The following is a 26,591-nucleotide window of genomic DNA, read 5'->3' as shown; positions in this document are numbered from 1 at the left end:
TGAGAATAAAGATGCTTTTTTGTTAGCTGGCCGCCAAACATACCTTATTACCTCTTTATTCTTTGAATGCCACTGCTGCTAAACTCCTAATTGTGTAAATAGAGCTTTGCCCACTGACTTTTCAGTGGGCTTTTTTTTGTCACCACAGTTTTATCGCCGCAACAAGCAGCTAAGCAAAAAACAAACCTAACGACTTGAAAAAAAAGAACCTCAGATGTAAATCAAAAAAAACTTCAAATTTCTTGAACCATTGAAGATTACACCGGTCATAAATAGTGACATTGATATTAAAGAAGCCTTTATCGGAAGAATGCTTCTTTAATTTAAAAATGCCACTGCTGCTAAACTCCTAATTGTGTTTTATGTGTTGTCCCGCTGACCATTCAGCGGGATTTTTTTTACCAACTTACTCTCCGTCCCTGTTTGCCAACTCGGGTTCCACTGCCATCAAATCCGGATAGCGAAGATCCAGCCCTAGCAAACGGCAGGTTGCAGATGCATCAATCCACTTTGAATCATCGACCTTGTCCTCTCCTGTGACAAATTCCGGAAAAGGAAGAGCAGCCAGTTCAGCCATTTTGGTGTAATACTCTACCCGGGTAGGATGTGACGGTGCGGCAAGATGCAACACATGTTCAGCAGGCCAATGCCCTATGATTTGGCTAATGGCTTGGATGCAATCGTCGAGATGGATCAAATTCACCTTGGTATGACCACTTTCAATCCCCTTCCTGCCAGCCAGATACCTAACAGGATGGCGGCCTGGACCAATCAGCCCACCTAAGCGCAGAACGACAGCGTCATCCTGCCAATTGTCTTGCAGGTACTGCTCAAGCCACGCATGAGCCTGCGCCGACTCGGTCTCTGGCTCCGGCTGAACTACCTCGGTGACCTGTCCTTGAACTGCTCCATACACCGCAGTGGTACTGACAAATACCACTCGTTTACACCCCGCCAATTTGGCTGACTTCAGTAATTCTTCGACATTTGATCGGAACTGAGCTGCAGCACCACTGTGCCTGCCGGGTGGGATATTGACCACCATTACATCCGTTGCCAAAAAAGCCTCTAGTTGCTCGTTGCCTCTCAGCCCTGCAGGTAATGTCAGCTCAATTGCACGAATACCTTTATCCTCAAGAGGTTGCGCATCGTTAAGAGAACGGCGACTGCCCCATACCTCGTAACCCAGCGAGACCAAATGCGCTGCCAACGGCAAACCTAACCACCCACAGCCGCAAATGCTGACTTTGGTTTTAGCGGTATCATTATTCACTCTTGTGGCTCCTATTTATTTCATTCTGTAAATTAATTCCCAGCATGATGAAATTTAGCTACAAATTAAGTTCAAAAAACGCCCAAGTTCGGTAATTTTTATATAAATTAATTTCAGTTCTGAAAGACAAAGTTCGATCCCTGTCAAACTATAATAAAAAGACACTACCAGATTCATGGATTTACTAGGAGTGCTTCCATGAAAAGTAGTATAGTTTCAGCACATGGCTTGGTTTGTATGGTAAGCCAGTAACAAAATTCTGTAACGAGCGGTAACCGCCATGAATACCCTAGAAAAAATTCAAAAGAATCTCGATAACTTCAGTAAGTCCGAACGCAAGGTCGCTGAAGTTATCCTTGCCTCACCACAAACGGCTATCCATTCCAGTATTGCAACACTGGCAAAAATGGCTGATGTCAGTGAGCCAACCGTAAACCGTTTCTGTCGTCGACTGGACACCAAGGGCTTTCCTGATTTCAAATTGCACCTTGCCCAGAGCCTGGCTAATGGCACTCCATATGTAAACCGCAATGTCGAGGAAGACGACGGGCCGGATGCCTATACTTCGAAGATTTTCGAATCCACTATGGCATGTCTCGACGTTGCCAAGAACAGCCTGGACCCGATGCAGGTCAACCGTGCGGTCGATCTGCTTACCCAAGCTAAGAAGATTTCATTCTTTGGGCTCGGGGCGTCAGCCTCTGTCGCACACGATGCCCAAAACAAGTTTTTCCGCTTCAATATCCCTATTGTCTGCTTCGACGATATCGTGATGCAGCGCATGAGCGTGATCAACTGTACCGATGGTGATGTGGTTGTGGTGATTTCCCACACCGGCCGAACCAAGAGCCTAGTCGATATTGCCCGCATGGCACGAGAGAACGGCGCGACGGTCATTGGGATCACCGCCAAAGAATCACCACTTGATCGTGAATGTTCACTATCAATTTGCCTTGACGTACCAGAAGATACCGACATCTACATGCCGATGGCGAGCCGCGTCGTGCAGATGACCGTCATCGACGTACTAGCGACTGGTTTCACCCTTCGCCGCGGTGCTGGTTTCCGCGAAAACCTCAAGCGAGTGAAAGATTCGCTAAAGGATTCGCGCTTTAGCAAAGAAGAGATGTTCTAATAGTCCCCTCTTTACTGTTACGTCCAAAGCACGGTTCTCAACCGTGCTTTTTACTATCCGTATACCCGTAATTCCCCTTCCGGCTACAAGCAATTTTTATCGTCCCGGCACATGCTTTTTCTCGTCACCGAATTCCCCAAAAAGCCTCGCATATCGTCCCACAAAAAATGAGTTTTTTTTCATCACTTAGAATGCTTAGGTGTGACCTAGCCCTACTTTGTTGATGCGAAAGCGGCCATGCTGCCATAGAATGTAGTAATCTTTCATTTACAACAATGAAACCCGATGCTAGCAAGCAAACGTTTCGTTGGTTCTCAAAGATACAAATGGAGTTTCCAATGTCTGAAAGGCTAAGACGTACTAAAATCGTAACAACACTGGGTCCAGCTACTGACCGTGATAATAACCTTGAGAAAATTATCGCCGCCGGTGCCAACGTTGTACGTATGAACTTCTCCCACGGTAGCCCTGAAGATCACATTCAGCGCACCAAAACCGTACGTGAAATTGCCGCAAAACTAGGAAAGCACGTTGCAATCCTTGGTGACCTGCAAGGCCCAAAGATCCGTGTATCCACTTTCAAAGACTCGAAAATTCAGCTGGCTATCGGTGACAAATTCACCCTAGACAGTGATCTGCCAAAAGGCGAAGGTAATCAGCAAGCTGTTGGCCTTGATTACAAAGAACTGCCAAAAGATGTTGTTCCTGGCGACATCCTGCTGCTAGATGATGGCCGCGTACAACTTAAAGTCGTATCGGTTGAAGGCAACAAAGTTCACACTGAAGTTACCGTTGGTGGCCCTCTGTCTAACAACAAAGGGATCAACAAAAAAGGTGGCGGCCTATCAGCGGCTGCACTGACAGACAAAGACAAGGCCGATATCCTAACCGCTGCGAAAATGGGCGTTGACTACCTTGCGGTATCTTTCCCTCGCAACGGCGAAGACATGAAGTATGCGCGTCGCCTAGCCACTGAAGCTGGCCTTGAAGCGAAGCTGGTCGCGAAGGTTGAGCGTGCAGAATCAGTTGCAACAACCGAAGCGATGGACGACATCATCATGGCATCCGATGCCGTTATGGTTGCCCGTGGTGACCTAGGTGTTGAAATTGGTGACCCTGAGCTAATCGGCGTACAGAAGAAACTGATCCGCCGCGCCCGTAGCCTGAACCGCACCGTGATCACCGCGACCCAGATGATGGAGTCGATGATCACCAGCCCAATGCCGACTCGCGCCGAGGTTATGGACGTAGCCAACGCCGTACTTGATGGTACTGATGCCGTTATGCTATCTGCCGAAACGGCAGCTGGTAGCTACCCGGTTGAAACCGTCACTGCAATGGCAAGCGTATGTATGGGCGCAGAAAAAGAGCCTAGCATCAATGTTTCCAACCACCGCCTGTCTCGCACTTTCGAGTCAGCGGAAGAAACCATTGCGATGTCAACCATGTACGCAGCAAACCACATGGAAGGCGTGAAGGCGATGATCGCATTGACCGAATCAGGCCGCACACCGCAGATGATGTCACGCATCTCGTCTGGCTTGCCAATCTTCGCCATGTCTCGCAACGAACGTACCCTGAACCGCGCGGCGCTTTTCCGTGGCGTGACACCGGTATTTTTCGATCACGAGAGCGACGCAGGCCTAGAAGCGGCCAAGCATGCCGTAGCTGTTCTGAAAGAAGCTGGCTATTTGGAAACTGGTGATTTGGTTATCATCACCCAAGGCGACATCATGGATACTGTTGGTTCAACCAACAATATGCGTATTCTGACCGTGGAATAATCCACGCGACGGATAACAAAAACGCAAAAGGCGGCTAACAGGCCGCCTTTTTGTTTTTGTGGCTAGTAGGTCTTATCCACCCTAACCCCATCAGCGAAATAGAGTATCCGGACATTGTCATCACGCTGAAACACCATGGACGAATCCACATCCTGAATCACATCAATCAATGTGCCGTCATCAGCCCTGATCAGCAACTCGACCAAACGATAGTTAACCACCTGTTCGGTCGGCTGTCGCGCATGAGCAATACCGGCACCGGCAACCGCACCGACCGCTGTAGCCACTTCTCGCCCCGAGCCACCGCCAAACTGATTGCCCACCAGCCCGCCAACCACTGCGCCTAGCAAAGTTTCCCAACCATTTCGTTGCGAAGTGATCACATCTTGGTGAGTCATATAACGGACACTATCCACCACACCGAAAACCACACGATCCACCGTTCTGGCCTCGTTGCGATTATATGGCCCTGCCGTTGCCAGCACCGGAAGGAGTAAAATTAACAACAACCATTTTTTCCACATAGTAACCCAGCTTATCCCCCTATGACGTCAGGATACTCGTCTCAACGAGTCCTGCATATTGAGCCCGCTTCGGTATATAATCAGCTCCATCGCGACCTCTCTCAAATCAACTACAATCGACATATTATGGCTATTTACCTGCCCGAACTCGACCCCTTGAGCACTGATTTTCCGTCCCCAGATACAGCATTGGCCGATCCCAACGGCTTGCTGGCCTTTGGCGGTGATCTCAGCCCTGAACGATTGATCTCGGCCTACCGGCAAGGGATCTTCCCTTGGTTTACCGATGGTGAGCCCCTACTTTGGTGGAGCCCGGCACCGCGTGCAGTCTTTATCCCGAACTTATTTCGCCCCAGCAAGAGCCTGAAGAAATTTTTCCGAAAATCCGGTTACCGAGTCACCATAAACCACGCCTGCCATCAGGTCATCCGCTTATGCGCCAGCACCCGTGGCCCAGACCAAACCTGGATCACCAATGATATGATCCAAGCCTACCAGCAACTCCATGACCTAGGCTATTGCCACTCCGTCGAGGTATGGCAAAACGAGAAACTGGTCGGTGGGCTCTATGGCATTGGCATGGGACATATCTTCTGCGGCGAGTCCATGTTCTCGATTGCCGACAATGCCTCTAAAATTGCCCTATGGTTTTTCTGTCGCCACTTCCACTGCCACGGCGGCCAGCTTATCGACTGCCAAGTAATGAACGACCACCTTGCCTCGCTGGGGGCAGCCGAAATTGAGCGCCCGGTTTTCCGCGATTTTCTAACTGGTCACAGAGATGCCATACTCAAGCAAGGGTGCTTTGATCCTCAGCAACTGGTTGAACCCATAGAATGAGTAACTATTTATCTATGTCCCTGCGGGTTGGGATGACCCCAGAATCAAGCTGTAACTACCTTGATAACGAAACTGAACAGCTCGGGGTCGTTATCGATCACCACTGGCTAACCCCTGAAGGGTATGCGGTACTCATTGCGTCTGGCTATCGCCGCAGCGGCAATGCGGTATACAAGCCGATGTGCCCATCATGCAACGCCTGTACCCCATTGCGCATTGACTGCCAGAATTTCGTGCCGAGCCGAAGCCAGAAGCGTCAGCTAAGCCAAGTCCGCCGTTTGAGGTGGGAGTTCAAGGCCGAACTGGATCCTGAGTGGTTTTCTCTGTACGACCGCTATATCCGCCACCGTCATGCCGACGGCAGCATGTCGCCAGCCAACAAGCAGCAGTTTTTCGAATTTTGCACCGCCCCTTGGATGACGACCCTGTTTCTCCATGTCTACCAAGACGACACGCTGGTCGCCATTGCCGTAACCGATGTATTCGAGCATGCGCTAAGTGCGGTCTACACCTTTTTCGATCCCGAGTCCCGCCTGTCACTCGGCACATTGTGTGTGCTTTACCAAATCAGCTACGGCCAACAAACGGGACGTCAATGGCTCTACCCGGGCTACCAGATCGATCAATGCCCGGCCATGAGCTATAAGGTACGCTTCAGCCCCCACCAAAAGCTGATTGACCAGCGCTGGGGATAACATTCACGAGTTAGGCAGCGTGATTTATCACCGTCCGCCCAACGAATTGAGATAAATTACATTTAATGCATCACAATAGCTGACAAAGCCCCATTGCGAGGGTAAAATTGCGGCCTAAACTTAACACTACACAGATTCGAGGCATTATCCAGCCCGATCAGATGAATGGCTGGTAGCCTAAGAGGATTCAATGGCAAAAGAAGACGTAATTGAAATGCAAGGTACTGTACTTGATACACTACCTAACACAATGTTCCGCGTTGAACTAGAGAACGGTCACGTTGTGACTGCTCACATCTCTGGCAAAATGCGTAAAAACTACATCCGTATTCTAACTGGTGACAAGGTAACTGTGGAACTGACTCCATATGACCTAACCAAAGGCCGCATCGTCTTCCGCGCACGCTAATCTTGTAAAAGATTACAGAATACAAATAAAACCCGGCTCTTGGCCGGGTTTTATTTTGCCTATCATTTACCCTTAACGATAAGATTCTTTGTTAGCGGCGTAAAAATCATTTTATTTGCCTCAACCCCTATTCGGTTGTCTAATCGCACTGCACCCAAAAACCCAGTAAGTAGGTAACCGAGGTGTATACGGGGAAACCGCTCCCCTATCTCTGTCATACCGTGAAATCTGACTGCAGCACGGCCGTTTAGGAATGACAATGAAACCTCTCGCAAGCCATGAACTCCAGGCAGAACTTAGCCTGGTAACACTTTGCGACATCGCAGCTCCCCTCTCCCTCAAAGACAAAACCCTTGTACCGGCCCTTAATAAGGGACGCCGGAAAAGGAAGATGTCGTTAAGGCGGCCCACAAAAATGCCAATGACGGCAACGAGCGCCTAACCACAGCCAACGCTGGATAACACCTATCCAGCTCGCATTGTATTTTCTCTGGTACTTACAGCCGCTCAGGCTGAGGCATTGCCTTACGCAGCTTTCTGTAACAAGTACCCACTCACTAAGAGGATGAAATAATGAGTGATTGGTCTATCGACAATGCACGCGATGTCTACAACACCCCTTACTGGGGACAGGGCTATTTCGACATCGACAACCATGGTGATGTCACAGTCAGCCCAGACAAGCAACAACCAGCTAATCATATTGCCCTGTCTGCTCTCGCCGACGAGTTGATTGCAAAGGGAGCTTCGCTGCCTGTCCTTGTGCGCTTCCCTGATATTCTGCACCACAGGGTCGACAGCCTATGCTCGACCTTCAACGATGCGATTGCCGATTACGGTTATGACGGCGAATACCTTGCTGTTTTCCCAATCAAGGTCAACCAGCAGGAAGCCGTCGTCAGTGAAATCCTCGCCAGCCAATACGCCAAACAGCAACGTCAGCTCGGCCTTGAAGCCGGCAGCAAACCTGAACTCATGGCCGTATTGGCTATGGCACAACAGGCCAGCTCGGTTATCGTATGCAACGGCTACAAAGACCGCGAATACATCCGCCTGGCGCTGATCGGCGAAAAGCTCGGCCATGAAGTCTATATCGTCTTAGAGAAGCTTTCCGAGCTCGACACCATCATCGAGCAGGCTGCCGAGCTAGGCGTGCGCCCGCGTTTGGGGATCCGTGCCCGCCTCGCCTCACAAGGCAAGGGGAAATGGCAGGCCAGTGGCGGTGAAAAGTCGAAATTCGGCCTGTCAGCATCACAAGTGCTGACTGTGATCAATAAACTGCGCGACAACAAGATGTTGGACTGCCTGCAATTGCTGCATTTCCACCTAGGATCACAGATTGCCAATATCCGAGACGTCCGCAACGGCGTCAGCGAAGCTGGCCGGGTCTATGCCGAACTGCGCCGATTGGGTGCGGGGATCACCACGGTGGATGTGGGTGGCGGCCTAGCCGTGGATTACGAAGGAACCCGCAGCCAAAGCAGCTGCTCAATGAACTACAGCCTGCGTGAATACGCTAATAACGTGGTTTATACCATCGGTGATATCTGTAAAGAATACGGTATGGCCATGCCGCGGATTATCTCTGAATCGGGCCGAAATCTCACTGCCCACCATGCAGTGTTAATCACCGATGTGATCGGCGTTGAGCATTACCAGCCGGAACCCGCTGTCGCGCCGCCAGAATCCGCACCGCAGCTACTTCACAACATGTGGCGCTCATGGCTCGAACTGAGCACCCTGCGCGAGCAGCGAGCCCTGATTGAAATTTACCACGACACCCAAAGTGATCTGGCTGAGGTACATGCCCAGTTCTCGATGGGCCTGCTGACCTTCGCTGAGCGAGCTTGGGCCGAACAACTCAGTCTGCGTCTGTGCTACGAACTAAAACAGCGGCTGTCAGCCAAGAACCGAGCTCACCGACCATTGCTCGATGAACTACAGGCCCGTTTTGCCGACAAGTTCTTCGTGAACTTCTCGCTATTCCAGTCATTGCCTGATGCTTGGGGAATCGAACAGATTTTCCCTGTTCTGCCACTGAACAACCTCGACAAGGCACCGGAGAGCCGGGCTATTATCCTTGATATTACCTGTGATTCTGACGGTGCGATCGAACAGTATGTTGAAGGCCAAGGCATTGAAGAAACATTGGCCGTTCCGGCATGGAACGATGAAGAACCCTACCGTATGGGCTTTTTCCTCGTCGGGGCTTATCAGGAAATCCTCGGCAATATGCACAACCTATTCGGTGATACCGACAGTGCGGTAGTTCGCAGCAACCCTGAGGGCGGCTTCGATATCGAGCATATCAAACGCGGAGACAGCGTTGGCGATGTACTGCGCTATGTTCATCTGGATGCGGCCACCTTCCTCAAACAATACCAGGAAATGGTTGCCAAGCACCTACCTACCGAGCAGCACGACGCCATCCTTGCCGAATTATCCGAAGGATTAAGTGGCTACACTTATCTCGAAGATATTAACGGCAACCGCTAATTTTAAGCACCGCCTGCCCGAGAAATGGCAGGCGGCACTGATGATTTTTGGAGTACACAATGGCAACACTTGCCAATTACCCTGACTATTCACTGTATGCCAACGCATTTGGTTTTCTACGCCAGCCGCTGAACTTTGCTCCGCTGGAGTCCGATGCCGACGTCATCATTACCGGCGTACCTTTCGATATGGCCACGACGGGACGTTCTGGCAGCCGCATGGGACCGGGAGCTATCCGTCAGGTTTCGACTAACCTCGCATGGGAAGGCAAACGCTGGCCGTGGACATTCGCGCTGGCGGACAAAATCAAGATTGCCGACTGCGGTGATCTGGTGTTCGACTGCGGCGATGCCGCACAGATGTGCGAACGGCTGGAGCAACATGCCTCAGCCCTGCTAGAGCAAGGTAAAACCCTGCTCACGTTCGGCGGTGACCACTTCGTCACCCTGCCGCTGCTACGCGCCCATGCCAAGACATTCGGCAAAATGGCCCTGATCCATTTCGATGCCCACACCGATACCTACGACATGGGCAGCCAATTCGACCACGGCACCATGTTCTACCATGCCCCTAACGAAGGTCTGATCGACCCGCACCATTCTATCCAGATTGGTATTCGTACCGAGCACAGCGACACACTGGGCTACCAAGTGGTTGATGCGGCGACGGCCAACGACTGGTCTGCCGAGCAAATTATCGATGCAATCAAACAGCGTGTCGGCGATATGCCGGTCTACCTCACTTTTGATATCGACTGCTTGGACCCGGCATTTGCCCCCGGTACTGGCACTCCGGTATGCGGCGGACTGACTTCAGACAAAGCACTGAAAATCATCCGCGGCCTGCAAGGTATCAACCTTGTCGGTATGGATGTTGTCGAAGTGGCACCGGCCTATGACCATGCCGATATTACTGCTCTAGCCGCAGCCACCATTGCCACCGACATGCTGCACCTATTGGCTAGCCAGCGATAAAGCTAAAATCACCGTGCATTCTGGTATTACCCAGATAAAAAAATAACCGCCATACGGCGGTTATTTTTCTTACGGCTGGCAAATGCCCATCAATGGTTTGTCAAATCAATGAGCTGGCTCTGGTTCGCTACTGAACTGAAACTCCAGCTTGTCATCAACTAGGTCGACACGCACCGCTCCACCATTTACCAATGCCCCGAACAACAGTTCGTTAGCTAATGGTTTCTTCAGGTTGTCTTGGATGACTCGTGCCATAGGGCGAGCGCCCATCGCTTTGTCATAGCCTTTGTTTGACAACCATTCACGGGCAACCGACGAGACTTCCATCGACACGCCGCGGGCATCAAGCTGAGCCTGAAGCTCGACAATAAATTTGTCGACAACCAGAGAAATAACATCTTTCTCCAAGTGGTTGAACCAAATAATACTGTCTAGACGGTTACGAAACTCCGGCGTAAACACGCGCTTGATTTCAGACATCGCATCATGGCTGTGATCCTGCTGGATCAAACCGATAGATTTACGTACTGTCTCAGCCACACCGGCGTTGGTGGTCATCACCAAAATCACATTGCGGAAGTCAGCCTTGCGACCATTGTTGTCAGTCAGCGTACCGTTATCCATTACCTGCAACAGCAAGTTGAAGACATCTGGGTGCGCTTTTTCGATCTCATCAAGCAGTACCACGGAATGCGGATGCTTGATCACGGCATCAGTCAGCAAACCACCCTGATCGTAACCAACATAGCCAGGAGGCGCACCGATCAGACGGCTAACTGTATGTCGCTCCATGTATTCGGACATATCAAAGCGCAGCAGCTCGATACCCAGAGTACGGGCCAGCTGTACAGTAACTTCTGTCTTACCAACCCCTGTAGGGCCCGCAAACAGGAACGAACCCACAGGCTTATGCTCATCACCTAGGCCAGCACGGCTGAGCTTGATCGCTTCGGTAAGTACATCAATGGCAGGATCCTGACCAAACACCAGCATCTTGAGTTTGTCATCGAGGCTCTGCAATACATCACGATCACTCGATGAAACGGATTTCTCAGGAATACGTGCCATCTTGGCAATCATTGCCTCGATATCGCTAACGTTAACCGTTTTCTTACGTCGGCTAGCAGGCGCCAAGCGACAGCGGGCACCGGCTTCATCGATCACATCAATAGCCTTATCCGGCAGGTGGCGCTCATTAATGTATTTTGCCGATAGCTCAACCGCAGCGCGGATTGCTTTATTGGTAAAACGCACTTCGTGGTGGGCTTCGTACTTCGGCTTCAGCCCCATCAAAATCTTTGTGGTGTCATCAAGCGATGGTTCAACAATATCAATTTTCTGGAAGCGGCGAGACAGGGCACGCTCTTTCTCAAAAATGTTGCTGTATTCCTGGTAGGTCGTCGAACCCATGCAGCGCAGCTTACCGTTGCTCAACAGCGGCTTAATCAAGTTAGCGGCGTCTACCTGCCCGCCCGATGCGGCACCCGCACCGATGATGGTGTGGATCTCATCGATAAACAGGATGGCATGCTCTTCTTTTTCCAGCTGTTTGAGAATGGCCTTGAAGCGCTTCTCAAAATCACCACGGTACTTAGTGCCCGCAAGCAACGAACCGATATCCAGCGAGTAGATCACGCAATCTTTGATAACGTCCGGCACCTGTCCTTCAACAATACGCCATGCCAACCCTTCGGCGATGGCTGTTTTGCCGACGCCAGCCTCACCTACCAGCAGCGGATTATTCTTACGGCGGCGGCACAACACCTGTACCGTACGTTCTAGTTCACTATCACGTCCAATCAACGGGTCAACACCGCCAGCACGGGCCAATTGGTTCAAGTTGGTCGCGAAGTTCTCCAGCTTGTCTTCATTGTTATGCTCAGCACGGGGCTCGTCACCGCCGACATCCTGCCCATGAAGATCATCGTTGTCGCTATCTTTGACCGTTCCGTGAGAAATGAAGTTCACCACATCAAGGCGGCTGATATCGCTCTTCTTGAGCAAATACGCCGCATGGGATTCTTGCTCGCTGAAAATCGCCACCAGCACGTTGGCCCCAGTGACCTCGCTGCGGCCTGACGACTGAACATGAAACACGGCACGCTGCAGAACACGCTGAAAGCTGAGTGTGGGTTGTGTTTCCCGGCTTTCGTCATCAGCGGGGATCAAAGGAGTTGTCTGTTCAATAAATGAATCAAGTTCTTTGCGGAGCTTATCTAGATCAGCTCGACATGCTAGCAGTGCTTCTTGGGCTGCTGCATTCTCCAGTAACGCCAACAACAGGTGTTCCACTGTCATAAATTCATGGCGCTTTTCTCTTGCCCGCGCAAACGCCGCGTTCAAGCTAGCTTCAAGTTCTTTGTTTAGCATAAGGCACCTCCCCTAAATACCACTCAAAATGGCGTGCCGAAAAAAAGCCTAGGCCTTTTCCATCGTACACAGTAGCGGATGTTCATGCTCTCTTGCGTACATCATCACTTGAGCCACCTTGGTTTCTGCAACCTCGGCAGTGAAGGTACCGCAAACCGCTTTCCCTTCGTAATGCACAGTGAGCATCAACTGTGTTGATTTCTCCAAATCCATGGAGAAGAACTTCTGTAACACTTCTATCACAAAATCCATCGGTGTGTAATCATCATTATTTAAAATTACTTTGTACATCGATGGTGGTTTAACCTGGGTCGCCTCTTCCTCAAGTACATCTGAGTCAGGAATGATCCATTCGTATAGCTTACTCATAACCTTAAACTACCTGTGCGATAAGGATAGCCAGAACAAATTCAATAACTTAAGACTTTGATTTTGTCCCAGCTAAAATGGCCCGCACTTCCCTTATCTCTATATTCAGACTAATGCAGACATTGTATTCCAGCAAATCAAAGATGACTATGACAAAGCCGACATTAACAGCCTCCACGGCGTGATCCGGTGCGATATTATGCAAACCATGACACGTCACCCAAGATAACACCTCGGTAGCAACCGTATGATTCTACGCAGAGCCAAACACCGAGATATTCGCTTTTCGCAATATTTGTTCAAACCGCTCATCATGCTATATAAATGTTAACATATGCACTTGACTGTCTATGCAATTTTACTAAAGTGTAACCTGTAGTAGGTAATCACTGCATCAAATTAGCATTAGTATGCAACTCATGTTAAAAAGAGATAGCAAGAAAATGCAAAATGGAACTTGAATGCAAAGAAGGATGTAAGCATGGCAACAGGTACAGTTAAATGGTTCAATAACGCCAAAGGATTCGGTTTTATCTGCCCAGAAACAGGAGAGGGTGATATTTTTGCTCACTACTCGACGATCCAGATGGATGGTTACCGAACACTGAAGGCTGGCCAGCAGGTCAACTATACCGTGGAATCAGGCCCTAAAGGTTACCATGCCAAGGAAATAGTCCCTCTTGAAGGGGATATGGCTAAATAACCTCTCCATACCTTGACGAGAGTGACGCGATTATCTCGCCATTCTCAGCAACTCTCAAAGCGGGCCACTTGCTCGCTTTGCCCCTCATCGACCTCCCCATCTGTGTAACCATATTCACACTTTGAATAAATTATGAATATGGTAAATATCGCAACCACTAACGACAGAGTTAACAATATATTCACAGCTCTGTGTGATTTATAGCTCTTTCTCGAACCTTGCTGACGGCTACATTCCTCTATCGCATTGCCATTATCAACACGAGCACAGTCCCTATACTTGGCACCAACTACATCCCCTCTTTGCACCGACTATGCACCCGTAGCCTCCTGATACGAAAAAGCCCGGCGTAATCGCCAGGCTTTGAATGCTATTGCATCGAGGCTACCCGTTGTACTTACTGCATTTGCTCAATCATATCATCGGCAAACTCAGAACATTTGCGCAGTGTCGCACCTTCCATCTGACGCTCGAAATCGTAAGTCACCGTCTTGTTACTAATAGCCGCTTCCATCGCGCTGATAATCAGATCAGCCGCTTCTACCCAACCGAGATGGCGTAGCATCATTTCAGCAGACAGAATCAATGAGCCAGGATTCACTTTATCCTGCCCTGCGTACTTAGGCGCAGTACCGTGGGTCGCTTCGAACAGAGCAACGCCATCGCCGATATTGGCCCCGGGAGCGATACCAATGCCGCCTACCTGTGCCGCCAACGCATCGGAAATGTAGTCACCGTTAAGGTTCATCGTGGCAATCACATCATACTCGGCCGGACGCAACAGGATTTGCTGCAAGAATGCATCTGCAATGCTGTCTTTGATGACAATTTCCTTGCCGGTATTCGGGTTCTTCAGGGTCATCCACGGACCACCGTCAAGCAACTCGGCACCGAATTCAGCAGCCACTTCATAGCCCCAATCTTTGAAGGCCCCTTCGGTGAACTTCATGATGTTGCCCTTGTGGACAAGGGTCAAAGAATCACGGTCATTGTCAATCGTGTATTGCAGTGCCGCACGGATCAAGCGCTTGGTACCTTCTTCGGATACCGGTTTAATGCCAATACCGCACTGCTGCGGAAATCGGATCTTGGTAGCACCCATTTCTTCGCAAAGGAACTTGATCACCTTATCCGCCTCTGCGGTACCGGCTTTGAATTCAACCCCGGCATAGATGTCTTCCGAGTTTTCACGGTAGATAACCATGTCGGTAAGCTCAGGATGTTTCAACGGGCTAGGCACACCGTCGAAATAACGCACTGGGCGGGCACAAATATACAGGTCAAGCTCTTGGCGCAAGGCGACATTTAGCGAACGGATACCGCCGCCAACAGGCGTAGTCAGCGGACCTTTGATCGCGACTTTATATTCACGAATAAAATCAAGCGTTTCTTGTGGAAGCCAGGCGTCTTCGCCGTAAACCTGAGTAGATTTTTCACCGGTATAGATTTCCATCCAAGCAATCTTACGATCGCCAGCGTAGGCTTTGTTCACGGCCGCATCGACAACTTTGATCATTGCAGGGCTTACATCTATGCCGATACCATCACCTTCAATGTAGGGAATGATCGGGTTATTAGGAACGACCAGTTTACCTTCAGAATCCAATGCGATTTTCTGACCTTCAGCTGGTACAACTACTTTACTATCCATTTAAATCTCCTAGCGTCCATTTGTTATCTTTTTGTAAGATGCGCGCAAATAATACTTGAAATTTTATCGAAGCGCCACACAAGGTGTTTTTCGCGTATAATATGCCTGTCTAATCACCTTAACATCCCTATATAACACGCTATTTATGAATCGAAACACCGCTACGCGTCAACCCAAACGTTCTAATAATGCGCGCCGAGCATCAAGAAAGCCCAATCAGCCGCGCCGACCTCGCGGGCCACAAAAAATCATTTTATTTAACAAACCATTTAACGTTTTGACCCAGTTCACCGGCGAACCGGGCGATCAGACATTGTCGGATTTCATCCCGGTAAAAGACGTTTATCCGGCCGGTCGTTTGGACAAGGACAGCGAAGGACTGCTGGTTTTGACCAACGACGGGATCTTGCAGGCACGCCTAACCCAACCTAAGTCCAAGCAGCCAAAAACCTACTGGGTTCAGGTCGAGGGCAGCCCGAGCGAAGAAAGTCTTAATGCCTTACGCAACGGGGTTACCCTCAAGGACGGGCCGACCCTGCCTGCGGGCGTCGTCGTCATCGATGACCCACAAGTCTGGGAGCGTGTACCTCCTATTCGCGAACGCAAGAATATTCCAACAACCTGGCTCGCCATTACTCTCCAAGAAGGACGTAACCGCCAAGTTCGTAGGATGACAGCCCATATCGGCCACCCGACCTTGCGTCTGATCCGCTACCAAATGGCCGACTGGACAGTCGATGATCTTGCCCCTGGTGAATGGCGCGAAGTAACCCTAGGGCAAGCCTAGCCCTCCCACTGGGATCGGCCACGATCCCAGCTCAACATGAGCTGGAATGCCAAGAAAAATTGTAATTTTTTCTATATTCGAATGGAAAATACTACACTTTTGGTCATAGCTACACTATCATTGCCGCCCGAAAGCAAACGTTTGCGTCAGGGCGGAAACTCCCTGTCTAAAATGTTTTTTCCAAGTCAGTTAAATTTATAAAGTGTGATTAGGCTCTCGCTCTGTTTCAGCAAAAAGCTTTCTGTTAGAATTACGCTCTTAACTCTATTAACGACTGAAGATAAATATGTCAGATAACAGCCAGAAAAAAGTCATTGTCGGCATGTCCGGCGGTGTAGATTCCTCGGTTTCCGCGTACCTGCTTCTTCAACAGGGCTATCAAGTTGAAGGCCTGTTCATGAAGAACTGGGAAGAAGACGACAACGATGAATATTGCTCGGCAGCCGAAGATCTCGCTGACGCGCAAGCTGTATGTGACAAACTGGGTATCCCGCTGCATACCATTAACTTCGCGGCTGAATACTGGGACAATGTTTTCGAATACTTCCTGTCAGAATACAAGGCAGGCCGTACACCTAACCCAGATATTCTTTGCAACAAAGAAATCAAATTCAAAGCCTTCCTCGAATTTGCCGATGAAGTGCTAGAAGCCGACTATATCGCGATGGGTCACTACACCCGCCGTAGCTTCCCAACCGCGGAAGGTGAAAAACCACAAATGCTACGCGGCGTCGACAACAACAAAGATCAGAGTTACTTCCTCTATACGCTGAGCCATGAGCAAATCAGCCGTAGCCTGTTCCCTGTCGGCGAACTAGAGAAACCAGAAGTGCGACGCATTGCCGAAGAGCAAGGCTTGATCACCGCCAAGAAAAAAGACTCAACCGGTATCTGCTTTATCGGCGAGCGCAAGTTCACAGAATTCCTAAGTAAATACCTGCCAGCTCAGCCAGGCAACATTGAAACGGCTGACGATGGCAAAGTGATTGGCGAGCACCAAGGCCTGATGTACCACACACTCGGTCAGCGCAAAGGTCTGCTGATTGGTGGCCAGAAAGGCGGCAACGGACATGAAGATCCGTGGTATGTGGTAGACAAAGACGTTGAACGCAACGTGCTGATTGTCGGCCAGGGTAAAGATCACCCTCGCCTGAAGTCTGACGGCTTGATTGCAGCCCAGCTACACTGGGTTGACCGCCTGCCGGTACGCGAACCGTTCCAGTGCACGGTGAAAACCCGTTACCGCCAGCAGGATATCCCTTGTACCGTCATCCCTGTGGATGACGAAACCATCAAGGTGATCTTTGACGAGCCGCAAATTGCTGTTACCCCTGGCCAGTCAGCCGTCTTCTACAAAGACGAAGTGTGCTTGGGCGGCGGCATTATCGAAAAGCGTATCTAAGGGAGTTGACGCACGTGGCATACACTGTTTATGACCGTACTATTGCATTTGCCGGCATTTGCCAGGCTGCCAAGCTCGTCCAAAAAGTAGCCCGCGATGGCCACTGTGATGATGACGCGCTGGAAGCTTGCCTGAAAAGCATCATGGCGACCAACCCGGCCAATACCATTGACATTTTCGGCAGCGAAGCAAACTTGCGTATCGGATTGGAAACTTTGGCTGCCGAAATTGACAACTCGCCATCAGGCAATGAACTGACTCGCTACCTAATCAGTGTCATGGCACTGGAGCGAAAACTTGCCTCGCGTCGTGACTGCATGGCCCAACTCGGTGATCGCATTGATACCGCCAAACGCCAAGTCGTTCACTTCGATCTGATGGAAGATCAGATGATCAGCAATCTTGCCAGCATCTATCTCGATATCATCAGCCCGCTAGGCCCTCGGATCCAAGTTACCGGCACACCGGCACAACTTCAGCAGCAGAGCGTCCAGCACAAAGTGCGCGCCCTGCTACTGGCCGCCATTCGCTCGGCAGTGTTGTGGCGTCAGGTTGGCGGCAAACGCCGTCATATCCTCTTTGGTCGCAAACAGATGGTTCAGCAGGCGAAAATCCTGCTGGCCCGCAACTAAGCCACGGTTGCTTTAGCTATTTTATTGTGCCGGCTAGACCGGCACCTTTTTTCTTTCCCTTGCACTGTTTTCGCAAGGGAGCAAATTGACACCTTGTATTAACAAAATTAATCAGGAGAGAGCAACATGGAACTGTCAGCATTGACTGCTGTTTCCCCAGTAGATGGCCGCTACGGAAGTAAAACGATTGCACTGCGCAGCATCTTCAGCGAATTTGGTCTGCTAAAATACCGTACAATCGTTGAAATCCGCTGGCTACAGAAACTGGCCGCTACTGATGCTATCGCGGAAGTCCCTGCATTCAGCGACGAAGCCAATGCCTTCCTAGACCGCATTGCTGCTGAATTCAGCGAACAAGATGCCCTGCGTATCAAAGAAATTGAGCGCACGACTAACCACGATGTAAAAGCGGTTGAATACTTCCTGAAAGAAAAAGTGGCGGAAGTGCCTGAGCTACATGCGGTAAACGAGTTCATCCACTTTGCCTGTACCTCTGAAGACATCAACAACACCTCTCACGCATTGATGCTTAACGAAGCGCGTGAAACAGTGATCCTTCCGGAAATCCGCAACGTTATCGATGCTATCAAGGGCCTTGCTAACGAATACCGCGATATTCCTCTTCTGTCCCGTACCCACGGTCAGCCAGCATCCCCATCAACCATGGGTAAAGAAATGGCGAACGTTGCGTACCGTATGGAACGTCAGTACAAGCAAATTGCCAACGTTGAAATTCTTGCGAAAATCAATGGTGCCGTGGGTAACTACAACGCCCACCTGTCTGCTTACCCTGACGTTGACTGGCACCAGTTCAGCGAAGAGTTCATCACCGAGTCGCTAGGCGTTACTTGGAACCCATACACAACCCAAATCGAGCCGCACGATTATATCGCAGAGTTGTTTGATGCCATTGCGCGCTTCAACACTATCCTGCTTGATTTCGACCGCGACGTTTGGGGCTACATTGCTCTGGGTCACTTCAAGCAGAAGACTATTGCCGGCGAGATCGGTTCATCAACCATGCCGCACAAAGTTAACCCAATTGACTTTGAAAACTCAGAAGGCAACCTTGGTCTAGCCAATGCGATCTTCGGCCACCTGGCACAGAAACTGCCTGTTTCACGCTGGCAGCGTGACCTGACTGACTCAACCGTTCTGCGTAACCTGGGTGTTGGCTGTGGCTATGCAATCATCGCCTACACCTCAACGCTAAAAGGCATCAGCAAGCTAGAAGTTAACCAGGCGGCACTAGAAGCGGAACTAGACAAGAACTGGGAAGTACTGGCAGAGCCAGTTCAGACAGTTATGCGTCGTTACGGCATCGAGAAGCCATACGAGAAGCTGAAAGAGCTAACTCGCGGCAAGCGTGTTGACGGCGAAGGCATGCGTGCCTTCATCGATGGCCTTGAGCTGCCAGAACACGAAAAAGTACGCCTGAAAGAGATGACACCTGCCAACTACATTGGTGATGCCATCAAGCTGACTGACAAGCTGTAAAGCTATCTGAAATCAGAATACCTCTAAGGCCAGCCTTGCGCTGGCCTTTTTTTTGGCATTTAATACTTGCCGATATTCCTGCCAGCCCAAGCCTGCGTACACAAATGTACTTTGGCCTTCACCGTCGCACGGCTCGGGTATACTTATCCTTATAGCAATAATAAAGAAGCTCCTATGTATCAAGTCACCTTCTCGTTTGACGAATTTCTTGCCGAATACTGGCAGAAAAAACCGACCATTATCAAAGGTGGGTTCAAAGATTTCATCGACCCTATCAGTCCAGACGAACTCGCCGGTCTGGCGATGGAAGAAGAAATCGATTCTCGCTATATCGCCAAACACGGCAAGGAATGGGACGTAAAGCACGGCCCGCTCAGCTTTGACAACGTACCGGAAGACAACTGGTCATTCATTGTCCAAGCCGTCAACCACTGGCATGAAGGCGCAGCACAGCTAGTCACGCCTTTCCGCCAGCTGCCAAATTGGCTACTCGATGATCTGATGATCAGCTACTCCACACCGGGCGGTGGCGTTGGCCCGCACATTGACCAATATGATGTATTCATCATTCAAGGTTCCGGCAAGCGCCACTGGCGAGTCGGCCCGAAAAAAGATGACTACGAAGAAGAATTCGGCCATCCGGCGCTGCGCCAAATCAAAGGCTTTGACCCAATCATCGATGATATCCTGATGCCTGGTGACATCCTTTATATCCCACCGGGCTTCCCGCACGACGGCTATGCCATCGAAACATCGATGAGCTTCTCGGTTGGCTTCCGTTCGCCGAAAAAACAGGAATTGCTGAGCAGCTTTGCCGATTTTGTTATTGCCAACGATATCGGCGATGTTCACTACCACAATCCGGATCTGCCAGCGCGCAAAGCGTGCGGTGCCATCATGGCCGACGAGTTCAACGCAATGGAAACCATGATGCGCAGCCTACTCGACCATCCAGAGATGATGAAACAGTGGCTTGGCGAGCACCTCAGCAACAGCCGTCACGATCTTGACATCGTCGCCGCAGAGCCGCCTTGGCAGGCAGCTGAAATCTACCAGTTGCTCGACAGTGGCGAAGCCATCAAGCGTCTCGGTGGGCTGCGGGCTTTCTACTACCCAGAGCAGGCCAATGTCCTATTCATCAACGGGGAAAGCTACGAACTGCCAGAAGAGTGTGCCATTGCGGCCAGCTACCTATGTGACGAAGAAGCAATCACGCGTAGCCAGCTCGGCAAGCTTATCGACAATCCCGCCTTCATTGCCCTGCTGACCCAGTTGGTCAACCAAGGCTACTGGTACCCGAACGAAGACTAACCTTCCGCGCGGTAACACGATAAAAAAAGCGCGGCTACTACAGCCGCGCTTAAGCCTGTCACAGGCTTTAATCAATGAACATTCAGGCACGAAACCGAATGGATATCCCCCCCGCTCAATTGCGGCTTTTGCTGCGCACATTCAGCCGAGGCGACCGGACAGCGAGTTCGAAACACACAACCCGATGGCGGATTCATCGGCGATGGCAGCTCCCCTTCCAGCAACTCGATATGCTTATTGCGCTCCAAATCTGGATCCGGAATTGGCACAGCAGACATCAAGGCCTTGGTGTACGGGTGCTTAGGATCGCTAAACAGTGCCGATGCCTCACCCATCTCGACGGCATTGCCCAGATACATCACCAACACCCGATCAGAAATATGCTTCACCACCGACAAGTCGTGGGCAATAAAGATCAAGCTCAGCCCCATCTCCTTTTGTAATGACTTAAGCAAATTCACCACCTGCGCCTGAATCGATACATCCAGCGCCGATACCGGCTCGTCACAGATAATCAGCTTAGGCTTCATAATCAGCGCCCGCGCGATCCCGATACGTTGGCACTGCCCCCCTGAGAACTCATGCGGGTAACGGTTGATCACGTTAGGCAGCAAGCCAACCTTGGTCATCATTTCACGTACCAGTGCCTTCACATCATCGGCGGGCATAGTCGGGAAGTAGGCTTTCAGCGGCTCGGCAATAATCTCCCCGACCGTCATCCGCGGATTCAAAGACGCCAGCGGATCTTGGAATATCATCTGGATATCCTTGCGAGTTTCACGCATCGCCTTATGATCCAACGTCGTCAGATCACTGCCCAGCCAAACCACATTACCCGCCGTTGCCTCAACTAAGCCTATAATGGCCCGAGCAAAGGTGGACTTACCGCAACCTGACTCGCCTACCACGCCCAAGGTCTCGCCCTCGAACAGGCGAATATCGACCCCATCCACCGCCTTTAGCGTCAATGGTTTGGTCCACGGCCATGCCGACTTCTGGGCAATATTGAAATGAACTTTGAGATCTTTAATATCCAGCAATAGCTTTTTCTGCATTTCCATTACCACGTCCCCACATCAGAAAAACATGCGCGCAAGCGCCCTTCGGCAAACGCCTTCAGCTCCGGTGCTTCCTGCTGGCAGCGGCTTCCGACGCGGTGGCATCGCTCCTGATAAGGACAGCCTACTGGCAGACGCAGTAAATTGGGCGGGTTGCCCGGAATCGTCGGCAACTCCTCCCCTTCAGTATCCAACCGCGGGATCGCCTTGAGCAACCCTTCGGTATACGGGTGCGATGGCTGGTAGAAAATCTCATTGATTTTGCCGTACTCCATGGTGCGCCCGGCATACATCACCAGCACCTTGTCACAGCTTCCGGCGACCACCCCGAGATCATGGGTGATCATAATAATGGCAGTATTGAAATCACTCTTAAGCTCATTGAGCAACTCCATGATCTGGGCCTGAACCGTCACATCCAAAGCCGTTGTCGGCTCATCGGCAATAAGCAACTTAGGACGGCATAACAACGCCATGGCGATCATTACCCGCTGACGCATCCCGCCCGAAAACTCATGGGGGTACATATTAATCCGCTTGCGGGCCTCGGGAATTTTCACCGCTTCTAGCATCCGCACGCTTTCCTCGAAAGCTTCGTCCTTGCCCATCCCCTTGTGCAGCATCAGCACCTCCATCAGCTGATCGCTGACTTTCATATAGGGATTAAGGGATGTCATCGGGTCTTGGAAAATCATCGCGATCTGCTCGGCGCGGATCTTGTTCAGCTCTTTCTCTGGCAAATTGAGGATTTCACGCCCTTCGAACTTAGCGCTACCGCCAATCATGCCGTTCTTGGCCAGCAGGCCCATAATGGCAAATACCGTCTGGCTTTTTCCCGAACCGGACTCCCCAACAATACCCAGTGTCTCACCCCTATCTAGGGCGAAATTCAGGTCATTAACTGCGGTGACAATGCCATCCTGAGTTTTGAACTCAACACGCAGATCTTTGACATCTAATAGGCTCATACTACTTCCTTATTCTTTTTCCACCTTCGGCCTGCCAACTTGACGCTGGCCGGCGGCGAGTCCTTGGTTACCTGTCTTTCGGATCCAGTGCGTCACGCAGACCGTCACCCACGTAGTTAAAACAGAACAGGGTGACCACCATGAAAGCGGCCGGGAACAACAGCTGCCATATCGCCACTTCCATTGTCTGGGAGCCCTCTTGCAGCAGCGCACCCCAGCTGGTCATTGGTTCCTGAACCCCCAAGCCAAGGAAGCTGAGGAAAGATTCGGTCAAAATCATCGACGGTACCAACAGGGTTGAGTACACCGCCACAATACCCAATACGTTCGGCACAATATGGCGAGTAATGATCCGCCACTGGCTCACACCTGAAACATGGGCCGCCTCGATGAACTCCTTGCTGCGCAGGGACAAGGTCTGCCCACGGACGATACGCGCCATATCGAGCCAGGAAATCGCCCCGATGGCCACGAAGATCAGCATGATATTACGGCCAAAAAAGGTCACCAGCACAATCACGAAAAACATAAACGGAATCGAGTAAAGGATTTCGAGCAGGCGCATCATGATCCGGTCCGTGCGCCCGCCAATAAACCCTGAAGCCGCACCGTACAAAGTACCAATGACCACTGCAACCAACGCCCCGAGGATCCCCACCATTAGGGAGATTCGGCCACCCACCAAGGTCCGGGTATACAGGTCACGCCCCAAGCTATCAGTCCCGAAGAAATGGCCATCGGCTCCTAGGCTCGGTGCTGCATGAAGCGCATACCAGTCGGTGTCGTCAAATGCGTAGCTGCTGAACATCGGGCCGAAGATCACCGCCAGCGTGATCAGAAACAGGATGGTTAAGCTCACCATCGCGGCTCGGTTGCGCATAAAGCGGATCCGGGCATCTTGCCACAAGCTACGTCCCTCAATCTCAAGCTGATCCGAGAACTTGCTAATGGCTTCGACGTTTTCTTTCTTTGTTAGCATCATCAGTCAGTCCCTCAGTAACGGATCTTTGGATCAATGTAGGCCAATACGATATCGACAATGGCGTTGAAGATAATGGTCAGCGAGCCAATCAATATCGTGATACCCAATACCAGCGAGTAATCTCGGTTAAAGGCGGCGTTGACGAACAGCTTTCCAATCCCCGGCAGGCCGAAAATCGTTTCGATCACAACCGAACCGGTAATGATGCCGACAAATGCAGGCCCCATGTAGGATACGACTGGCAGCATGGCCGGCTTGAGGGCATGCTTGATGATGATGCGCGGATAGCTCAATCCCTTGGCGCGAGCCGTGCGGATAAAGTTACTGTTGAGGGTTTCGATCATGCTGCCGCGGGTAATACGGGCAAAGGTAGCCACATACAGCAGCGACATCCCGATCATCGGCAGCATCATGTACTTCACGGAGCCGTCATTCCAGCCGCCTGCAGGCAACCAACCCAAATTAATCGAAAAGATATAGATAAGAACGGGGGCCAATATAAACGAGGGCATCACGACCCCGGCCATGGCGGTCGACATGATGCAGTAGTCTATCCAGCTATTTTGCTTCAAGGCGGCAATCGTACCGACCGTCACCCCCATGACGAGAGCAAAGATAAAAGCAAAAAAGCCGATTTGGGCCGAGACAGGCAGAGCCTTAGACACCAGCTCATTAACCGTAAAATCCTTGTACTTGAATGATGGGCCAAAGTCCCCCTGGACAATGTTGCCCAGATAGGTGGTGTATTGCTCTAACACCGGCTTATCAAGACCATATTTGGCTTCGATATTGGCCATCACTTCTGGAGGAAGCGGCCGTTCACTTGAAAATGGGTTACCCGGAGCAAAACGCATGAGGAAAAACGAAATGGTGATCAACACCAATAAGGTAGGGATCGCTTCAAAAATCCGTTTTGCGATGAATTTAAACATAAACTCCACCGTACTTTTAGTCTGTGACAGAAAAAATCAACTCTGCTTTGGAAGCCAGAAATGGCACTGCCCCCTTCCTGAGGGCAGCGCTTATTATGGTATTTATTACTTAGCGAACATTAGTCAGCAATAATATAAAGATCTTTGCTGAAGATATTATCTTCAGGGTTATGTTCCGGGTAACCGCCCAGCTTTGGGTTCACCAGACGCGCGTTGACATAATGGTAAATCGGCATAATTGGCATGTCTTTCGCCAGCAGTGCCTCGGACTTCTTATATGCATTGGCGCGATCGGCATCCGATGCCGCCGTCAGGGCTTGATCTAACAGGCCATCATAAGACTTGCTGGCATACTTCGGATAGTTCTGGGAGTGGCCATCACGCATAATAGCCAAGAAGGTTGACGCTTCGTTGTAGTCACCACACCACCCTGCTCGCGACACGTCAAAGTTACCCTGACGCTTGCTATCTAGGTAGCTCTTCCACTCCTGGTTTTCCAGAACGGCGGTCACACCCAATGACTTCTTCCACATCGACGCAATCGCGACGGCGATCTTCTTGTGGTTCTCACTGGTGTTATAAAGCAGGTTAAACTCTAGTGGGTTACTCTTGCCATAGCCGGCCTCCTCAAGCAGAGCCTGCGCCTTGGCAACACGCTCTTTCTGGGAAAGCGTCGAGTAATCCGGCATATCAACATCCAACCCATTGGTTGCCAACGGAGTAAAGTTGTAGGCAGGCGTCTCGCCCTTACCAACAATAAATTTGGCAATCACATCACGGTCGATGGCATAAGACAGCGCCTTGCGCACTTTCTCATCATTGAACGGCGCCTTGGCCGTATTGAACTCATAGTAGTAAGAACACAGGTAAGGCGTTACTTTGACATCATCCGGGTTCTGCTTGACCAGTCGCTTGAAATGCTCGTTCGGCATTTCGTAGGTCACGTCCACTTCGCCAGCCAGGAAGCGGTTCATCTCAGCAACCTGATTTTCAATCGGCAGATAGGTCACCTTCGTAAGAACAGTGTTGCCGTTGTCCCAGTAATATTTATTTGGCTTTAGAACAATACGCTCGTTAACCACCCAGTTGTCTAGCTGGAAGGCACCGTTGCCGACATAGTTTTCAGGGCTGGTCCACTTGTCGCCAAATTTCTCCACCGCCTTCTGGTTAACGGGTTTCATTGATGTATGTACCGTCATCGCCACGAAATACGGTACCGGTTTTTCCAGCGTTACTTTCAGGGTATGGGCATCAATCGCCTCGGCACCTAACGTCTCAGGGGACTTCTTGCCATTAATAATATCGCCGGCATTGAGCATGGTCGTCATGTCTAGGTAGGAAGCGTATGGTGAACCGGTCTTGGGATCAGCCAGACGCTGCCAAGTGTAAACAAAGTCGCTAGCGAGAACAGATTCGCCATTCGACCACTTGGCATCTTCACGAAGGTGGAAGATCCAGGTTTTATTGTCTTTGGTTTCCCATGACTTAGCGACGCCACCAACCAGATTACCCTCACCATCTTGGTTAACTAGGCCTTCAAGCAAATCACGGATAACGTTAGATTCTGGGACACCGGAAACTTTCTGCGGATCGAGAGATTCGACTTCGGTACCATTACCACGGACTAGCTCTTGCTTCGCGGCCAGTTTGATATCGTCGGGTACATTTGCGGCAAAGGCGGGAAGAGAGGTAGCAGCCACAACCATACCAGCGCCTAAGAGCAGCGACTGGGTAATTTTATTCTTATTCATGCATAAACTCCGATACATTGAGATTACATCCTTGCGAACTTCGGCTGG

The 26,591-nt window shown here is 50.6% G+C and carries 23 protein-coding genes; 13 read left to right on the top strand and 10 right to left on the bottom strand.

The genetic code is table 11. The features are described from left to right. Positions 1–406: 406 nt before the first annotated feature. Entirely contained in the window at positions 407–1,273 is an 867-nt protein-coding gene (locus tag ABT56_RS13500) for an NAD-dependent epimerase/dehydratase family protein (RefSeq protein WP_053062491.1), read from the bottom strand. A gap of 280 nt (positions 1,274–1,553) precedes the next feature. Here ABT56_RS13500 and ABT56_RS13495 point away from each other — a divergent pair, with 280 nt between their 5' ends. After that, entirely contained in the window at positions 1,554–2,408 is an 855-nt protein-coding gene (locus tag ABT56_RS13495) for a MurR/RpiR family transcriptional regulator (RefSeq protein WP_047879414.1), read from the top strand. A 338-nt stretch (positions 2,409–2,746) separates the two neighbouring features. After that, positions 2,747–4,192 carry a pyruvate kinase gene (gene pyk, locus ABT56_RS13490; protein ID WP_047879413.1) on the top strand — a complete coding sequence of 482 codons (1,446 nt, stop codon included), beginning with the start codon at positions 2,747–2,749 and terminating at the stop codon, positions 4,190–4,192. Positions 4,193–4,254: 62 nt separating this feature from the next. Here pyk and ABT56_RS13485 read toward each other — a convergent pair whose 3' ends face one another. Beyond that, positions 4,255–4,716, bottom strand: coding sequence for an outer membrane lipoprotein (locus tag ABT56_RS13485; RefSeq protein ID WP_047879412.1), 462 nt, complete (start codon positions 4,714–4,716; stop codon positions 4,255–4,257). A gap of 126 nt (positions 4,717–4,842) precedes the next feature. Here ABT56_RS13485 and aat point away from each other — a divergent pair, with 126 nt between their 5' ends. The 5 genes from aat (at position 4,843) to speB (ending at position 10,130) form a co-directional block, all read left to right on the top strand. Then, positions 4,843–5,556, top strand: a complete 714-nt coding sequence (gene aat, locus ABT56_RS13480; protein WP_047879411.1) for a leucyl/phenylalanyl-tRNA--protein transferase — start codon at positions 4,843–4,845, stop codon at positions 5,554–5,556. Beyond that, positions 5,553–6,251 (top strand): arginyltransferase, encoded by a 699-nt coding sequence (locus tag ABT56_RS13475; RefSeq protein WP_047879410.1) that lies wholly within the window; start codon positions 5,553–5,555, stop codon positions 6,249–6,251. Before aat ends, ABT56_RS13475 begins: the two co-directional genes overlap by 4 nt. 190 nt (positions 6,252–6,441) lie before the next feature. After that, a complete protein-coding gene (infA, locus tag ABT56_RS13470; RefSeq protein ID WP_005298441.1) occupies positions 6,442–6,660 on the top strand; it encodes a translation initiation factor IF-1 in 219 nt (72 codons plus the stop codon). A gap of 573 nt (positions 6,661–7,233) precedes the next feature. Beyond that, a complete protein-coding gene (speA, locus tag ABT56_RS13460) occupies positions 7,234–9,156 on the top strand; it encodes a biosynthetic arginine decarboxylase (RefSeq protein WP_047879408.1) in 1,923 nt (640 codons plus the stop codon). A 59-nt stretch (positions 9,157–9,215) separates the two neighbouring features. After that, complete coding sequence (gene speB, locus ABT56_RS13455; protein ID WP_047879407.1) at positions 9,216–10,130, top strand: agmatinase; 915 nt, start codon at positions 9,216–9,218, stop codon at positions 10,128–10,130. 105 nt (positions 10,131–10,235) lie between these two features. Here speB and clpA read toward each other — a convergent pair whose 3' ends face one another. Together clpA and clpS are read right to left on the bottom strand one after the other, a co-directional pair. After that, a complete protein-coding gene (clpA, locus tag ABT56_RS13450; RefSeq protein WP_047879406.1) occupies positions 10,236–12,500 on the bottom strand; it encodes an ATP-dependent Clp protease ATP-binding subunit ClpA in 2,265 nt (754 codons plus the stop codon). A gap of 48 nt (positions 12,501–12,548) precedes the next feature. Further along, complete coding sequence (clpS, locus tag ABT56_RS13445) at positions 12,549–12,869, bottom strand: ATP-dependent Clp protease adapter ClpS (RefSeq protein WP_047879405.1); 321 nt, start codon at positions 12,867–12,869, stop codon at positions 12,549–12,551. Between the two features lie 481 nt (positions 12,870–13,350). Between clpS and cspD the strand changes: the two genes are divergently transcribed. Continuing rightward, positions 13,351–13,572 (top strand): cold shock domain-containing protein CspD, encoded by a 222-nt coding sequence (gene cspD, locus ABT56_RS13440; RefSeq protein WP_047879404.1) that lies wholly within the window; start codon positions 13,351–13,353, stop codon positions 13,570–13,572. A 397-nt stretch (positions 13,573–13,969) separates the two neighbouring features. Here cspD and icd read toward each other — a convergent pair whose 3' ends face one another. Further along, positions 13,970–15,223, bottom strand: a complete 1,254-nt coding sequence (gene icd / locus ABT56_RS13435) for an NADP-dependent isocitrate dehydrogenase (protein WP_047879403.1) — start codon at positions 15,221–15,223, stop codon at positions 13,970–13,972. A gap of 145 nt (positions 15,224–15,368) precedes the next feature. Here icd and rluE point away from each other — a divergent pair, with 145 nt between their 5' ends. From rluE to ABT56_RS13410, 5 genes are all read left to right on the top strand, one after another. Beyond that, complete coding sequence (rluE, locus tag ABT56_RS13430; protein WP_047879402.1) at positions 15,369–16,010, top strand: 23S rRNA pseudouridine(2457) synthase RluE; 642 nt, start codon at positions 15,369–15,371, stop codon at positions 16,008–16,010. 286 nt (positions 16,011–16,296) lie between these two features. Beyond that, positions 16,297–17,412, top strand: coding sequence for a tRNA 2-thiouridine(34) synthase MnmA (gene mnmA / locus ABT56_RS13425; protein ID WP_047879401.1), 1,116 nt, complete (start codon positions 16,297–16,299; stop codon positions 17,410–17,412). A 14-nt stretch (positions 17,413–17,426) separates the two neighbouring features. Beyond that, entirely contained in the window at positions 17,427–18,044 is a 618-nt protein-coding gene (hflD, locus tag ABT56_RS13420) for a high frequency lysogenization protein HflD (RefSeq protein WP_047879400.1), read from the top strand. 126 nt (positions 18,045–18,170) lie between these two features. Further along, a complete protein-coding gene (purB, locus tag ABT56_RS13415; RefSeq protein WP_047879399.1) occupies positions 18,171–19,541 on the top strand; it encodes an adenylosuccinate lyase in 1,371 nt (456 codons plus the stop codon). Between the two features lie 174 nt (positions 19,542–19,715). After that, the gene (locus ABT56_RS13410) at positions 19,716–20,852 is read left to right on the top strand and encodes a ribosomal protein uL16 3-hydroxylase (RefSeq protein ID WP_047879398.1); all 1,137 of its coding nucleotides are present in this window, start codon (positions 19,716–19,718) and stop codon (positions 20,850–20,852) included. Positions 20,853–20,923: 71 nt separating this feature from the next. On the opposite strand, the gene oppF is transcribed toward ABT56_RS13410, so the two are convergent. The 5 genes from oppF to ABT56_RS13385 form a co-directional block, all read right to left on the bottom strand. Next, positions 20,924–21,913, bottom strand: coding sequence for a murein tripeptide/oligopeptide ABC transporter ATP binding protein OppF (gene oppF / locus ABT56_RS13405; RefSeq protein ID WP_047879397.1), 990 nt, complete (start codon positions 21,911–21,913; stop codon positions 20,924–20,926). After that, positions 21,913–22,878 carry an ABC transporter ATP-binding protein gene (oppD, locus tag ABT56_RS13400; protein WP_047879396.1) on the bottom strand — a complete coding sequence of 322 codons (966 nt, stop codon included), beginning with the start codon at positions 22,876–22,878 and terminating at the stop codon, positions 21,913–21,915. The genes oppF and oppD overlap by 1 nt, the downstream gene beginning before the upstream one ends. A gap of 67 nt (positions 22,879–22,945) precedes the next feature. Continuing rightward, a complete protein-coding gene (gene oppC, locus ABT56_RS13395) occupies positions 22,946–23,857 on the bottom strand; it encodes an oligopeptide ABC transporter permease OppC (protein ID WP_047879519.1) in 912 nt (303 codons plus the stop codon). A gap of 14 nt (positions 23,858–23,871) precedes the next feature. Beyond that, on the bottom strand, positions 23,872–24,792 hold the full coding sequence (oppB, locus tag ABT56_RS13390) for an oligopeptide ABC transporter permease OppB (RefSeq protein WP_047879395.1): 921 nt from the start codon (positions 24,790–24,792) through the stop codon (positions 23,872–23,874). A gap of 119 nt (positions 24,793–24,911) precedes the next feature. After that, complete coding sequence (locus ABT56_RS13385; protein ID WP_047879394.1) at positions 24,912–26,543, bottom strand: ABC transporter substrate-binding protein; 1,632 nt, start codon at positions 26,541–26,543, stop codon at positions 24,912–24,914. Positions 26,544–26,591: the final 48 nt, after the last annotated feature.

The organism is Photobacterium aquae, assembly GCF_001029445.1.
Taxonomy (GTDB): Bacteria; Pseudomonadota; Gammaproteobacteria; order Enterobacterales; family Vibrionaceae; genus Photobacterium; species Photobacterium aquae.
The sequence above is the reverse complement of the archived record's forward strand: the minus strand, read 5'-3'. Positions and strand labels throughout refer to the sequence as shown.